The sequence below is a fragment of the Pontibacillus sp. HN14 genome (assembly GCF_021129245.1).
Classification (GTDB): Bacteria; Bacillota; Bacilli; order Bacillales; family BH030062; genus Pontibacillus.
The window spans coordinates 18,696-32,626 of record NZ_JAJOLR010000002.1; the positions used below are offsets into that span (position 1 = coordinate 18,696).

Sequence of the window (13,931 nt, forward strand, 5' to 3'; positions counted from 1 at the left end):
AAGTCTAACAAGAAGTAAGGAGAGGTGAGTTGATGGAACAATATTGTACAGATTGTGGGGCTCCCGTTGAAGAGGACGGATCTTGCCCGAAGTGTGAGATGACTCAGCAAGTCGCAGCTTCAAGTGAACCAGAACAATCAAGCCAGGCGAAGACGTACTTGAATCAAGGCAAGCAAGTATCCAAAAACTATTGGCATCATGTTGTAAACACAGTAAAGTTCCCTACACAGCAAGCGGAAACAAGCAGTGGGGTTGGATTTGTGAATGGAATTATTACAATACTTTTATTTTGTTTGTTTATACCTTTATCCATCTTCGTATTTTTAAAAGGAACAGTAGGCGGTTTTATGGGGGCGAGCATTTCTTTCTCTAACGTTGTCATTCAGCCTTTCTTCTATTTGTTACTCCTCATGGCTGTATGTGTTGGTGTACTCTTCGGAGTGGTAAAGCCAGGTCATTCTGAGCTATCGATTCAGTCTGTTGTAGCCCGGTTTGGCAGTTGGATGATTGCCCCTACCGTTCTTGTAGTCCTTGCTTTCGTGTGCTCTATTCTTACCATGTATACGCTAGTTAGCTACCTTGCGTTATTAGGGATAGCAGGAATCTTTATTAGTGCAACGTTGACTATTTACAGTTATCGGACGCCATCCAGTAAGTTGGATCCTTTATATGCAGCGTTGATCTTCCACATCGCATTCTTTATCGTGTTCCGCATACTTTCTGAGGAATTAATGATTAATAACATGTTAAATCCATTCGGTTTATAGAAAGAAGAGCCCGTGTCTGGGCTCTTTTTTTTGTAGGTAGATGAATGGCAAACCTACAGGATAACCTCTTATTTTCCGGGTTCTTAAAAATATTAACAATGTAAACTATTCCACTTCTTCCAATTATGTAATAAAATCTAAATAAAAAGACCCAGTGGCTTTGGGGAGTGGTATGCATGCAAGAAATACTGGGGTATTACGACAAAGAAATTGTCTTACTTTCAATTACGGTGGCCATTATTGGCTCTTACCTCGCATTAGATATCTGTCAGCATATCATGCGTTCAAGAAGAGAAATGAAACGGATTTGGCTAGGTGTCGGTGCGACAACGATGGGGTTAAGCATCTGGTCGATGCACTTTATTGGAATGACAGCATTTGAAGTGGGGTTGCCGGTGCATTATAACTGGTGGATGACCTTTTTATCGATTATTCCTGCAATTGGTTCCTCTTACATAGCTTTTTATATTTTAGATAAAGAAATCGCAGGAAGAATTCCTACACTCAGTTCGTCCTTTTTCATGGGAATAGGGATTACATCGATGCATTATTTAGGGATGAAGGCCATGACCATACCAGGGGTGAGCATGGAATATAATATAGGCTATGTCTTCCTTTCTTTAATGGTAGCGGTAGTCGTCTCTTTTATAGCACTTTTACTCTTTAAAGTAGTGCAATCCAAGCAATTTGTTTTTTATAAAGGATTAAGCGCCCTCTTGATGGGAGGAGGGATTGCTAGCATGCATTACATTGGTATGAAATCCGTCCGTTTTTATATCGAAGAGGGAGCGCAGTTGTCTACGGAAGTGACTGGCAACAAAGTATTTCTGATCTTATCTGTTTCTTTAATTATGTCGCTTGTGTTATCTGCTGTTATCTTGCTCTCACGAGTCGAAAACCGCAGCACGATGCACTTAGCGTATTATGATTTGCTTACAGGGTTACCAAATCGATTGCATTTCCTTATGAAATACGAAGAGTTATTGAAGAAAGCCAGGAATAAGCAACATAAGATTGTTTGTATTTTATTTGATGTCGATCACTTTAAATGGGTAAATGACTCATTTGGGTACAAGGCAGGGGACAAGGTGCTATCCCAACTGGGTGAGGCTATTATGGCGTTTGACAATCCTAATTTAACCATTGCACGCCTTGACGGAAATCGCTTCGGAGTCTTAGTACGAAAAGATGTGTCGTACAGCCAACTATGGCATATGCTTGAAGACATTCAAGAGAAGATAAAAGGGATGACATTTTCCTATGAACAGTTTCAGTTTAAGACGACTCTATCCATTGGAGCGAGTATGAAAGTGTTTGATCCAGATTGCGAAGATGATCTATTTAGTGAAGCGGAACAAGCCCTTCATTATGCAAAAGAAATTGGCCGGAATACGATTCAGATCTACAGTTCTTCTGTTCATTCAAATGAACGAGGTCGTTATCTCTTATCAGAACTCCGCCAAGCAGCTTCGCGGGAGCAGTTTACATTAAGGTATCAGCCTAAAGTGACAGCGACCACCTCTGAGGTTAATAAAGTAGAGGCCCTTATTCGTTGGAATCACCCCTCTCTTGGTTCCATCTCGCCGGGAGAATTCATTCCTTTGGCTGAGAAGAACGGACTGATTGTCTCCATTACGGAATGGGTAATGCGTACAGCGATCCATCAGATGAAGGTGTGGGAGGAATCTGGCATTCCAATTGATCGCGTTTCGATTAACGTTTCCGCCATTCATTTTCAGTACGGGAACGTTTATAAGATGGTTCATGACTTAGTTGGGGAATACAACATGGCCCCAAGTAAGGTTGAACTCGAGATCACTGAAACCTCCGTTATGAAAAATATTGATGAAGCGGTTAATACACTCGATCACCTAAGGAAATTAGGAATCCGCATAGCCCTGGATGATTTCGGGACAGGCCTTTCTTCACTAAATTATTTACAACGGTTACCGATTGATACACTAAAGATCGATAAGTCATTTGTGGACGATCTTGTTCATGATCAGAAGCAACAATCGATTGTATCCACCATCATCTCATTGGCACAGCACCTCGGAATGGAAGTGACAGTTGAAGGAGTTGAGCATGCCGACCAGGCTGACCTTCTTCATTCGTATTCCTGTGACTATATACAAGGCTACTATTACTTCAAGCCTCTTCTTCCAGAGGAAGTTGAGAAGGCATGCCTCTTACATCGAAAAATTTTATCATAGTTAAAAATCCTGCAGTCACGGGGAGTGGTTGCGGGGTTTTTGTCGTAATAAGAATGATTGAAAGGTTTATTATAAAAGAGGTTAGAGAAAAGAATAGAAAGGAGGGATCATATGGGGAAATCCGTAGAAGATAAAGCATCGCAGCTTCAATACTTAACGAACCGATTTCATATGCTGTCGGAGGTGGTTGAGTCAATGGATAGCGCTCATACCGACCCGGAAGACTTGGATCGTTTATTACAAATGATGAAAGATATTGAAGGGAAGATTGAGCGTTTTAAAAAGGACTGGGAGGCTGATCGTTAATGAGACAACTGAAGTCCATCATGTTAGCGATCTGGCTTCTCTTTATCGTCTATGCCTTCTTTCTAGCTCCTATTAAAGAAGGGGATACCGACTACCTTACGCAAATACTAACAATGGATGCTCCTGATCCTATGTTAGTAGCCGTTTTTAGTTTGCTTGGCGTATGGCCTATGGTTTTTGCGATCCTTTTAGTGACCGAAGATCGTGCTTCCATACCAGCGTGGCCATTTGTGCTCGGTTCATTTGTTTTAGGAGCTTTCGCTTTATTTCCATACTTTATCTTTCATTATGAAAGCCGTAAAAGAAAGAATCGTACTTCTGAGAAGGTGTATGAGATTCTCAAAGGACGCACTTTCCCGCTTGTCCTTCTTATCTTATCAGTTGGTTTAGTGGGATACGGAGTAGGATATGGAAGTATGATTGCCTATCAAGAAGCCTTTTTGGAGTCACGGTTTGTACATACGATGACGATCGATTTCATAATGCTGACCCTTCTCTCTTTGCTAGGGATTGCGCATCACACTTACTATCATAAGGGCTCCTCACTAAAGAGCTACTGGCCGTTAGGATTTTTGCCACTACTCGGACCGCTTATTTATATTCTCATTTCTTTGCAGGAAAAAGACGAAGAAGGTTATCGTTAATAAAAAGGAGCATGGGATCGAAAAGCGATCTCATGCTCTTTTTTTAGTCTTGTTTTAAATAGCGTTTATCTTTTAGGAACAGTTTCCAGTGAAGAATGAAAGCAGGAACCAGGATGCAAAGTCCAATGATGTAAGCGATGAGTAATTGATTAAACATCGTTGGATTTGTGAATCCTTCCTCAATAGTTAAATGAGGATACACCATATACGGCAAATGAGCCGATCCGTAGGCATAAATGGCAAACCCGTATTGAAGTACGACAAACACAACGGACAAGCGGGAGTATCCAACATCACCATTTGGTCGCTTAACAAACAGCAATACATACCCGATTAAAAACAGCGTGACGGACATACCAAAACCATACATATTCTCGCGGAAATTTTCTACGATCCAGGATGCTTCTTCTGGCATAGTGAATATCGTTAAGACCGCAATAATTAAAGATAAAGGTCCAAGCCAGATTGCGTGACGGCGATACGTATGGTAAGCCGTCTCATCACCTGCTTCACGTGCATAATCGGCTAAGAACAAAGCAGAGAGAAAGAGTGCCGTGCTAAGGCCAAAAGCAATATGCATGTAAACCGTCACACTAGATAATAGCTTTCCGTATAACAATTGCGGATAGCCTTCCTCAAAAGCTATGAAGCCCCCAAGTGTTATGGGTAATATACTAACAAGGAGTGCGGGAAGGACTAACCCTGTCACCCCGGACGTAATGCGCAGAAGATCTTTAAATCGTTCTGTCTTCCCTTCAAATACCATAAAGGTTGTACGAATGGTTAATAAAATCAGACCAAGCCCGACTGGTAGCAAGAGAACAGTAGCGAGCATACCGGCGGCGAAAGGGAAGAACGCCACGAGAGACACGACAAATAATACGAGAAATACATTTGTCACTTCCCAGGTAGGTGAGAGGAATCGGTTTGCTATTTTAGAAGCTGTCGAATCTTTTCTTTTTCCGTACACCATACCCCAGAAACCAGCTCCAAAGTCCATAGACCCGGTAATAGAGTATAGAAAAAGAATACTCCAAAGGATTGCGACAGCCAGTAAGGATTCTTCCATTTCTTATACCCCTTTCTCAACAAGTTCTGGTTCTACAGGGTGACGCTTAAAGTAGGAGACCATCACGGCTACGGTTACAATAAGCAAGATACAATAGAGCGTCACAAATAAAGCGAATAAGATTCCGACGTTATTAGCGTGAGTGGCGGCGTCACTGGTTTTTAAGACATTGACAATGGTATAGGGTTGTCTGCCTATACAGCTAAAGCACCACCCGGCCTCAATTCCGATAATCGCAAGAGGTCCTCCGCCTACAAAGAGAGCAAGCATCCATCCGGGGAGCTCTTTTTTCAGAATCCATCTCCAGAAGATCGCGAAGAAGGATAAGCCTATAAGCATGGTGCCGATTCCGACCATGACGTTGAACAAAGTATGGACGAAAAGGGGAGGCCATAGCTCTTCAGGATACTCTTTGAGCCCTTTGACTTCGGTGTCAAAGCGGTCACCTGCCAGAAAACTTAAGGCATAAGGAATTTCAATCGCATATTTTACTTCTTCATCTTCACGTGATGTCCAACCTCCGACAGAGAGGGGGGCATGTGTAGTGGTTTCAAACAAACCTTCTGCTGCCGCTAATTTACGAGGATTGTATTCATGGAGCATCTGAGCCGTTTCGTGTCCGTTTATGGCTGTAGCAAGAGACATGATTGCTCCAATGTAGATCGCAAGCGTAATGCTCTTCTTATGGTAGCGGCGTTCCTGATCTGTGATCGTACTTTTAAGCAAGCGAGCTGCTGCGATGGATCCAACAAGAAAGGCAACGGTCATATAGGCAGATACCGTAACGTGGATAGCGGTAACGGCAAAACTCGGATTAAAAAAGGCGCGCCAAGGATTCACGTTTATGACTTCTCCGTTAGCATTCATTTCAAAACCGGCCGGTGTGTTCATCCAGGCATGAGCATCGGTAATTAAAATAGCTGATGCAGCGGCCCCAATGGCCACAGAAATGATACTGATTAAGCGAAGCGGGGTCGGTAATCGATCAGCTGCATAGAGGTAGATCGACATAAAGACGGCTTCTATTAGGAAAGCAAAGATCTCAATTTGGAAAGGTAAGGCAATGACTTGCCCGACGATTTGCATGAATCCAGGGAATAAGAGAGAAATTAATACCCCTACTATGGTTCCTGATGCAATCGCAACAGCTAATAAGATGGCAAAGCCTTTTGTCCATCGCTTTGCCATGATCTTGTAATCTTCGTCTTTGGTAATGATATACATAAGTTCAGCCACGATAATCATCAGGGGCACACCTACCCCGATCGTGGCATAAATAATGTGAAAGCCAAGAGACGTGCCAAATAGAGCACGTGCCAGCATAACTGTATCCACCACTACTCACCTCATTATTGGTTTCGATGTCAGTTTAGTTATGCCGATACCTTTTGGAATTTATGCATGGATTTGGAGGGTGTTCCAAGTGGGTGAATCGTTGTTTGTCGTACGGAGGATAGGGGAATGAAAGATGCAGGAGGGATTAAGATGGCAAAAATCATGGTCATGTATCCGCCCCCGACGGATCAACAAGCATTTAAAGATTATTATGAAGAAATCCATATGCCTTTAGCCAATTCGATGGAGGGTGTCATCAACACCGTCATCCATTCCGTTTCTCATTCTGTTCATACGAAACAGGATGTGTATCAAGTGACTGAAATTGAATTTGACAACAAAGACCGTTTACAAAAAGCTTTGGCATCTGATCAGTGGCAGAAGGTACAAGCGGACGTAGACAATCTTATGCAGTACTTAACAGAAGCTCCGGGCATGATTATTACAGATTAAACAAAAACCCGGTTTTAGCGCCATGCTAAAACCGGGTTTTGTAGATTATTTGGAAAGACGCTCAAAGCGGCTTAAAGCACTAAGAGTACCTTCTGTAAGGATACCACTCCAGTGCTGGTAAGCTTTCTCCCAAGATTCTGGATAATCATTCCACTCCCATGTAGGCGTTAGCTTTCCATTCTCTTCGATCTTCTCTACAAAGAAATCCAAGTTGTCTTCGACTTTAAAAGACGGAATTCCAAAGTCAGGAGAGCCAGGGGAGGGGATAAATTTAAGTGGGAATGGTACATAGTTCTCCCAATTCTCCCTATCCAATTTAACGAGCGATTGAACAGCTTTCGTTAATTGTCGCTCTACCTTTTCAGTGCGCTGAGATGGAACCATCGCGAATAGACGCAAATAACAATACACCTCATGTTCAGAATCGAAGGACTCTAAGCTTAGGAAATGCTGGATCGCTTGATCGATTAACTTTGGAATATGTAAGGCAGTTACGTATTCTTCAAATAAGTACAAGTAGCCAATTAACTCAGCACTAGGATTCCCCCAATTCGCATCAATCCAAGACATTCCGTTCTCATGGACCGTCCACCAGAATGCATGAGGAAAATCGTTACTTTTCTCAGGTACAGCCAACCAACCTTGTCTTTCTTCTAAAAATGAGTATTCCAAATAACGAATCGCCTCGCGGATCATTGTATCTGCCTTAGGCTCCTCCGCAAACCGAACCAAGTGCTGAAGTGCCACCGACGTTGCAATCGGGGACGAATCAGGCAACTGAATATCCGGCTCTAAGCCATTGCCAAAACCCCCATCCACGTTCTGATAGGCATGAAGGGCATTTAAAACATCATCAGCCGGCCCATTCTCAAACTCATGTGCAAACAAAGCCTGCTCAAGCGGCCGCCCATTCATCATGACCCAATTGCGCGCCCGTTTAAAAGCCTCCTGTGATAACTGTTTCATGAAAATCCTCTCCTTTTTCTCTATTGTATCATCTCTTTTGGCATACGCCTTTTGTAAAATTGGTTTTGATTTTAAATGGTTTTATATCGCCTTTTTATATCGAACATTTGGAATTGAGATCGTTGGTTTTTTGTATCTAAAAAAGCTTGCGTTCCTTCCATCCCACATTACGTGGAGGCGTTATTCAAATTTAAGGTAGGGCTTGCCCGGGGACGGCGAGACTCCCGCGGGAAGTGGAGCCTAGGCTAGTTCCAGCGTGGAGGACCTAGCGCGATAAGTCATCTTTTTTCCAAAGGCTAAACGCCTTTTCCAAAAAGCTGTCTTATCCGTACGGTCCTAGGCACCACGCTTGCACATTTCAATCTAGGTGAGACCCCGGAAGCCGGCTTGCCGGCTGAGGAGGCTCACCAGCTCCCCACAGGAAAGCGAGTGGTTTCCAGGACCACCTTACACTCAATTTCGGCAAACGGAAACACTCCCTTCATTTCGGAAGATGGAGCTTATTGAAATTCCAATAAATGAGGGGGATGGAACACACCCTAAATGACACAAAATAGCTATAGCAATTTATCTTTAATAGTAGGAGTAATGTGTATGAAGGACAAACGGTGGGACTTATTTGCTCTAGCGTCCATCCCCCTCATGATGACGCTCGGGAATTCAATGTTAATCCCCGTACTCCCCCTGATGGAGCGGGAAATGAACATCACGTCTTTCCAGTCTAGCTTAATCATCACCATTTATTCAGTAATAGCGATTCCCCTCATTCCCGTGTTTGGCTACCTGTCTGACAAATGGGGGAGGAAGAAAATTATCATTCCAAGTCTAATTACGGTCGCAGTAGGAGGAGGGATTGCAACGGTTGCAGCCTGGTTGATGGAGAATCCCTACTGGCTTATTTTAGTTGGACGATTCATACAAGGGATTGGGGCTTCAGGGGCGTTCCCTGTTGTAATTCCAACCGTTGGGGATATGTTTAAGGATCAAAAAGAGATCAGCAAAGGGCTTGGAATTATTGAAACAGCGAATACATTTGGGAAGGTGCTTAGTCCTATACTAGGTGCATTGTTGGCTGTGGTGGTTTGGTATTTTCCATTTCTGTTTATTCCGGTCCTTTCTCTCGTTTCGATTCTGCTGGTCATGTTTCTTGTAAAGGTTCCAAAGGATAAGGAAGAGGAGAAGAAATCAACGATTGGTCAGTTTGTGAAGAATACAAAGGATTTAATTAAAGAGAACAAGCACTGGATCTTTTCTGTTTTTATAACAGGTGGGGTGCTTATGTTTGTTTTATTTGGTTTATTGTTTCACTTCTCAAATGTATTAGAAGATGATTTTAAGAAGCTAGGGGTAACGAAAGGTTTCTATTTAGCTGTTCCTCTCCTTTTTCTGTGCATCGCTTCCTATACGTCTGGGTGTAAGATTGGGGAGAATAAAACGTTTATGAAATGGATGATTGTAGCAGGGAACAGCGTGGCAGCTCTTAGTTTCTTGTTTGTCAGGGGTGATACAGGATTGCTGGTCTTTTTACTCCTCTTATCAGTAGCTGGAGCTGGCATTGGGGTAGCTTTACCCTGTATGGATGCCTTTATTACAGAAGGGATCCCTAAAGAAGAAAGGGGAACCATTACGTCGATCTATAGCAGCATTCGTTTTGTAGGCGTGGCTGCCGGTCCTCCTGTGATTGCAATCTTTATGAAAGAAGCGCCTGGATTGATCTATTATAGCTTTGCGGCTTTATGTGTTGTTCTTGTTTTGGTCAATTGGCTATCCCTTGATTCAAGTGAAAAGAGCTAATCCATTGGATTAGCTCTTTTGAATTTCGTTTGCGACCATCCAACCGGATAAGGAAGTTCCGAGTGTCCCCGCTCCAGGGAAAACCGTATCTCCGCAAGCATAAACTCCTTCAAGTCCGGTGTAGATCGATTGGCTCTTCAACCAGCTGAAGCGACCATCTGGAATATACCCTCCTACACGTCCTTTATCACGCTTAACGAAACGTTCAAATGTAACAGGGGTTCCTGGCATCAAAACATCAATGGTCGATCTGAATGAAGGGAAATATTGTTCAATGCCAGTTAGAATGCGTTCTGTATAGGTTTCTTTTAATGCTTCGTAGTCATCCCGTTTCCACCACTGGGCAACTTCGGTATGCGTTGAGATGGTGATGGCCCTCTTGTTTTCTGGAGCCATTCTCCGGTCGTTTTTGCCAGAAAAGGAGAGGAGGAATTGATTTCCCTCTGATAAAGGTTTGTTTTGATCCTGAATAATCTGGTGATAAAGCACATCTCCTGGGTAAACGTCTTCAACACCAAGGTAGAGCATAAAGGCTCCCCAGGAAGCCGTTAAATCATCCTTTTGTACAACAGATTGTTTGTGTACGGAATCCTCGAACAGATGGTGGAAATTATGGAGGGAGTTATTTAAGATGACCCTACCCGCTTGATACTGGCGTTCCCTTCTGCTTGAGACCATCCAGCCGTCCACTTGGGGGACAATCCGTTGTGCAGGTCGTCTGAGTAACACATCCCCACCATTTGCTTTAATGGAGTCAGCTAATTTCTCGGCGATGGTCGCGAGTCCTCCTTCGACTGAAAAGGCCCCTTTATGAAAGGTTTGAAGGGCCGCATAACCTAAGAAAGCCGGGCAATGAGCCGCTGTTGTTTGAACACTGTCCATCAGTTGACCATTTAAGAAAGACAGAAACATTTCGTCTTGATGGAGGTTATAGGCCTTCAAGCGATCCATAACGGTTTGGGTCAGGTACGGCGTAAGGGCAACCGAATTAGCATTAACGTACTTGAAAAGCTTCGGCCAATCTCTCCATCTATTGGGCGGGAAGACAGGGAGGTCCAGAAGAAGCCGATCAATTCGTTCGCCAATTTTAAACACTTCATTGTAAAAGCGCTTGACTTGCTCGCTGCGATTAGGGAAAACACGGTCTACTTCTTGAAACCAACGTTCCGTTTCCTGGTAATAGTGAATGGTATCATGGGGCGTGTAAATATTCATGATCGTATCAAGCGAAGTCATGGGCGGTAATTCTACATCCAGTTCCTCAAAGAGACGCTTCAAAACACCGCCTTCTTCAAAACCCATCCCGACCGTTGCACCGGCTCCGAAGCGATACCCATGTCGGTCAAATTTGCCTGCACATCCACCAAGTTCATTAGAAGCTTCAAGGACCCCAACGGAAAACCCAGCCTTCGCTAACAAAGCAGCAGACGTTAATCCGCCAAATCCAGCCCCAACCACAATCACATCATACCGCTCCATTCCCTCACCCCTTTCCATACTTTCCAAACATTATACAACACCCCAGTAACCCTGTCTCACGTTAGTAGGCTAAAGGGTGTCAGGCACGCTATGATGCTTTAGAGCAGTGCAGGGTGTCTGACACCCTGCACTGCTCTATTGTGTTAAAGCGGGTGACTTTGTTTTAAGTGGGAGGTGTGATACGTTTGGGGAAGATTGTTTTAGTAGAAGAAGGAGGCACTCACATGCCGAAGCATCATTTTCAACTTACTGCACAGTGGCCTGGTGGCCGTAATACAGTGGGGGAGATCGAAACAGATCGACTTAAAACAGAAATTTCAATTCCGCCTGAAATGGACGGACCAGGGATCGGGACTAATCCTGACGAAATGCTCTTAGGAGCGGCTGCGACGTGCTATATCATCACCCTCGGGGCAATGATTGAGCGCGCTGAGCTTCCGCTAAACGAAATGAGCATGACCTCAGAAGGAATTGTAGATGTAACGAAAGGCGTCATTTCATATGATGAAATCATTCATCGTCCCGTCGTTTCTCTGAAAGAAGAGGCAACAGAGGAACAGTTTGAGAAGCTTAAAAAGCTCGTTGAAAAAGCTGAATCAAGCTGTATGATCTCTCGAGCAGTAAAAGGGAATGTAAAGATTTCTCTAGATCCAACTCTTACTGTAAAATGATTCACTGCACTAAAGCGGCCCAGTGTGTCTGACACCCTTCACTGGTTTACAGCGCGAAAGGGTGTCAGACACCATTTAGCACTTTAGAGCAGGGAAGTGATTCGGCCAGATAGCGGTGTCTTTTCGTTGCGTGTGGTTGTAAAATAAATTATAGTGTAGGTGTACAATCGTATTTTGATAATCGAATAGTTCCTTCGGGGTCGGGTGAAAATCCCAACCGGCGGTGATCAAGCTTTTGCCTTGCTAGCCCGCGACCCGCAGAGTACGCTTTGCGGTTGATTTGGTGAGAAACCAAAGCCGACGGTTAAAGTCCGGATGGGAGAAGGAATAGGAGTAGACTTTACTGGTGATAAGTATAAAACCAGCCGTAGTCAGAAAATTCTGGACGTATGTCCGTTTTTTTAAAACACTCACATGAGACCCTGGGGCAAGTGTATCTTCCTCAGGGTTTTTTATATGGACAAAGATAAGGAGGTGGGAATGTGAACCAGGACGAGAGGTATATGAGAACGGCAATTGAAATGGCTCAGGCCACAATCGGGCAGACCTCCCCGAATCCATCCGTTGGTGCTGTAGTAGTGAAGGATGGAGAAGTGGTTGGTATGGGAGCGCATTTGAAAGCAGGCCATGCCCATGCTGAGGTCCATGCGCTAGATATGGCTGGACGAGATGCTGAAGGTGCAACCATTTATGTAACCCTTGAGCCATGTAGCCATCATGGAAGGACACCTCCATGTGCCGACCGGATTGTAGAAGCCGGAATTAAGCGAGCTGTTGTGGCGACCCTTGATCCAAATCCACAAGTAGCAGGGAGAGGGATCAAGAAGCTTAGGGAAGCTGGTATTGAAGTGGTCACGGATGTATTAAAAGAAGAGGCTGACAACTTGAACGAAGTCTTTTATCACTTTATATCAACTAAAATACCTTATGTAACTCTTAAAAGCGCGATGACGTTAGACGGAAAGATTGCAACAGCCACAGGTGAGAGCAAGTGGATTACAGGTGAAGAAGCGCGCGCAGATGTCCATAAGGATCGTCATAAGCATGACGCTATTTTAGTTGGTGTGAACACCGTGATAAAGGATCAGCCAAGGCTGACAACACGCTTACCTGACGGTGGAAAGAACCCGATCCGAATTGTACTGGATACACATTTACGCACTCCTATAGAAACTCCCTTAATTCAGGACCCTGAAGCCCCTACTTGGATTATAACGGGGAATCAAGTTGATCAAGTAAAGAAAGAGGCGTATAACGCTTATTCCCATGTAGAAGTCATCACGATGACGAGTCCTACTATAGCGATTGAAGACGTGATGCATCTGCTTGGTGAAAAAGGGGTCACTTCCTTGTATGTAGAAGGCGGAGCAACTGTGAATGATGCGTTTGTACGAGCAGGCATGGTTCAGCAAATGATCACCTACATCGCACCTAAAGTGATTGGAGGGCATGATGCCCCAACTCCAATTGGCGGCCAAGGAATACATTCCTTAGAAGAAGCAATGTCCCTAAAGATCGAAGAAGTGATTCATCTTGGCAACGACATCAAAATCGTATCAAAACCTAATCAATAGAGGTGAAACGATGTTTACTGGAATTATTGAAGAAGTAGGTTCTGTGAAAGGAATCAAAAAAGGGCAAGAAGCAATGGAAATAACCGTTGATGCTAAAACGGTAGTAGAAGATGTACATCTCGGGGATAGCATTTCCGTAAACGGCGTATGCTTAACGGTAACGGATTTTACTCAGACAGAAGCGCGGTTTGATGTGATGCCTGAGACGTTCCATGCTACAAACTTAAATGAGCTCGGCACCGGGAGTCCTGTGAACCTTGAGCGCTCCATGAAAGCTGATGGTCGTTTCGGTGGTCATATGGTTTCAGGACACGTTGATGGTGTGGGCACCATAACGAGTAAGAAACAAGAATCCAATGCCATTTACTATACGATCGAACTGCCGGAAGAGCTGATGGATTACTTTGTCTATAAAGGATCCGTAGCTGTAGACGGCACAAGCTTAACGGTATTTGGAGTTGAGAACCAAACGATTACGATTTCTCTTATTCCTCATACTGTTGAACACACGGTGCTCGGTAAGAAGGGAACAGGAGACCAAGTGAATATGGAGATTGATATGCTCGGTAAATATGTTGTGAATTTCCTATCGAAACAACAACAGACGAACCCCTCAACCATTACAGCTGGATTTCTAGAAGAAAACGGATTTAAATAATC

The 13,931-nt window shown here is 43.9% G+C and carries 12 protein-coding genes, 1 pseudogene and 1 riboswitch; of the genes and pseudogenes, 9 read left to right on the forward strand and 4 right to left on the reverse strand.

Features of this window, described 5'->3' with window-relative positions:
• Window positions 1-32: 32 nt before the first annotated feature.
• The 4 genes from LQ226_RS09365 (at window position 33) to LQ226_RS09380 (ending at window position 3,930) form a co-directional block, all read left to right on the forward strand.
• Entirely contained in the window at window positions 33-767 is a 735-nt protein-coding gene (locus LQ226_RS09365) for a hypothetical protein (RefSeq protein ID WP_231417634.1), read from the forward strand.
• Between the two features lie 176 nt (window positions 768-943).
• Window positions 944-2,980 (forward strand): bifunctional diguanylate cyclase/phosphodiesterase, encoded by a 2,037-nt coding sequence (locus tag LQ226_RS09370; RefSeq protein WP_231417635.1) that lies wholly within the window; start codon window positions 944-946, stop codon window positions 2,978-2,980.
• 111 nt (window positions 2,981-3,091) lie between these two features.
• Window positions 3,092-3,286: an SE1561 family protein gene (locus tag LQ226_RS09375; RefSeq protein ID WP_231417636.1), complete on the forward strand. Its 195-nt coding sequence runs from the start codon at window positions 3,092-3,094 to the stop codon at window positions 3,284-3,286.
• Window positions 3,286-3,930, forward strand: coding sequence for a hypothetical protein (locus tag LQ226_RS09380; protein ID WP_231417637.1), 645 nt, complete (start codon window positions 3,286-3,288; stop codon window positions 3,928-3,930). The genes LQ226_RS09375 and LQ226_RS09380 overlap by 1 nt, the downstream gene beginning before the upstream one ends.
• A gap of 43 nt (window positions 3,931-3,973) precedes the next feature.
• On the opposite strand, the gene LQ226_RS09385 is transcribed toward LQ226_RS09380, so the two are convergent.
• Both LQ226_RS09385 and LQ226_RS09390 read right to left on the reverse strand, forming a co-directional pair.
• Entirely contained in the window at window positions 3,974-4,999 is a 1,026-nt protein-coding gene (locus tag LQ226_RS09385; RefSeq protein ID WP_231417638.1) for a cytochrome d ubiquinol oxidase subunit II, read from the reverse strand.
• 3 nt (window positions 5,000-5,002) lie between these two features.
• Complete coding sequence (locus tag LQ226_RS09390) at window positions 5,003-6,334, reverse strand: cytochrome ubiquinol oxidase subunit I (protein WP_231417639.1); 1,332 nt, start codon at window positions 6,332-6,334, stop codon at window positions 5,003-5,005.
• A gap of 150 nt (window positions 6,335-6,484) precedes the next feature.
• Here LQ226_RS09390 and LQ226_RS09395 point away from each other — a divergent pair, with 150 nt between their 5' ends.
• Window positions 6,485-6,787, forward strand: a complete 303-nt coding sequence (locus tag LQ226_RS09395) for an EthD family reductase (RefSeq protein WP_231417640.1) — start codon at window positions 6,485-6,487, stop codon at window positions 6,785-6,787.
• A 45-nt stretch (window positions 6,788-6,832) separates the two neighbouring features.
• Here LQ226_RS09395 and LQ226_RS09400 read toward each other — a convergent pair whose 3' ends face one another.
• Window positions 6,833-7,753 carry a hypothetical protein gene (locus LQ226_RS09400; protein ID WP_231417641.1) on the reverse strand — a complete coding sequence of 307 codons (921 nt, stop codon included), beginning with the start codon at window positions 7,751-7,753 and terminating at the stop codon, window positions 6,833-6,835.
• 594 nt (window positions 7,754-8,347) lie between these two features.
• On the opposite strand from LQ226_RS09400, the gene LQ226_RS09405 reads away from it, so the two are divergent.
• Window positions 8,348-9,547, forward strand: coding sequence for an MFS transporter (locus LQ226_RS09405; RefSeq protein ID WP_231417642.1), 1,200 nt, complete (start codon window positions 8,348-8,350; stop codon window positions 9,545-9,547).
• A gap of 9 nt (window positions 9,548-9,556) precedes the next feature.
• Here the strand turns inward: LQ226_RS09405 and LQ226_RS09410 are convergent, their stop codons facing one another.
• Window positions 9,557-11,026 (reverse strand): phytoene desaturase family protein, encoded by a 1,470-nt coding sequence (locus tag LQ226_RS09410; protein ID WP_231417643.1) that lies wholly within the window; start codon window positions 11,024-11,026, stop codon window positions 9,557-9,559.
• 224 nt (window positions 11,027-11,250) lie between these two features.
• Here LQ226_RS09410 and LQ226_RS09415 point away from each other — a divergent pair, with 224 nt between their 5' ends.
• The 3 genes and pseudogenes from LQ226_RS09415 (at window position 11,251) to ribE (ending at window position 13,929) form a co-directional block, all read left to right on the forward strand.
• Window positions 11,251-11,697 carry an OsmC family protein gene (locus tag LQ226_RS09415; protein WP_231417644.1) on the forward strand — a complete coding sequence of 149 codons (447 nt, stop codon included), beginning with the start codon at window positions 11,251-11,253 and terminating at the stop codon, window positions 11,695-11,697.
• A 186-nt stretch (window positions 11,698-11,883) separates the two neighbouring features.
• A riboswitch (FMN riboswitch) is annotated at window positions 11,884-12,028 on the forward strand.
• Window positions 12,029-12,200: 172 nt separating this feature from the next.
• A pseudogene (gene ribD, locus LQ226_RS09420) lies at window positions 12,201-13,309 on the forward strand (bifunctional diaminohydroxyphosphoribosylaminopyrimidine deaminase/5-amino-6-(5-phosphoribosylamino)uracil reductase RibD).
• Complete coding sequence (gene ribE / locus LQ226_RS09425) at window positions 13,282-13,929, forward strand: riboflavin synthase (RefSeq protein WP_231417971.1); 648 nt, start codon at window positions 13,282-13,284, stop codon at window positions 13,927-13,929. Before ribD ends, ribE begins: the two are co-directional and overlap by 28 nt.
• The last annotated feature ends 2 nt before the right edge of the window (window positions 13,930-13,931 follow it).

Coding starts and splice junctions, on each gene's coding strand:
- LQ226_RS09365 (WP_231417634.1), top strand. CDS start 33: ATGGAACAATATTGTACAGATTGTGGGGCTCCCGTTGAAGAGGACGGA.
- LQ226_RS09370 (WP_231417635.1), top strand. CDS start 944: ATGCAAGAAATACTGGGGTATTACGACAAAGAAATTGTCTTACTTTCA.
- LQ226_RS09375 (WP_231417636.1), top strand. CDS start 3,092: ATGGGGAAATCCGTAGAAGATAAAGCATCGCAGCTTCAATACTTAACG.
- LQ226_RS09380 (WP_231417637.1), top strand. CDS start 3,286: ATGAGACAACTGAAGTCCATCATGTTAGCGATCTGGCTTCTCTTTATC.
- LQ226_RS09385 (WP_231417638.1), bottom strand. CDS start 4,999: ATGGAAGAATCCTTACTGGCTGTCGCAATCCTTTGGAGTATTCTTTTT.
- LQ226_RS09395 (WP_231417640.1), top strand. CDS start 6,485: ATGGCAAAAATCATGGTCATGTATCCGCCCCCGACGGATCAACAAGCA.
- LQ226_RS09400 (WP_231417641.1), bottom strand. CDS start 7,753: ATGAAACAGTTATCACAGGAGGCTTTTAAACGGGCGCGCAATTGGGTC.
- LQ226_RS09405 (WP_231417642.1), top strand. CDS start 8,348: ATGAAGGACAAACGGTGGGACTTATTTGCTCTAGCGTCCATCCCCCTC.
- LQ226_RS09410 (WP_231417643.1), bottom strand. CDS start 11,026: ATGGAGCGGTATGATGTGATTGTGGTTGGGGCTGGATTTGGCGGATTA.
- LQ226_RS09415 (WP_231417644.1), top strand. CDS start 11,251: ATGCCGAAGCATCATTTTCAACTTACTGCACAGTGGCCTGGTGGCCGT.
- ribE (WP_231417971.1), top strand. CDS start 13,282: ATGTTTACTGGAATTATTGAAGAAGTAGGTTCTGTGAAAGGAATCAAA.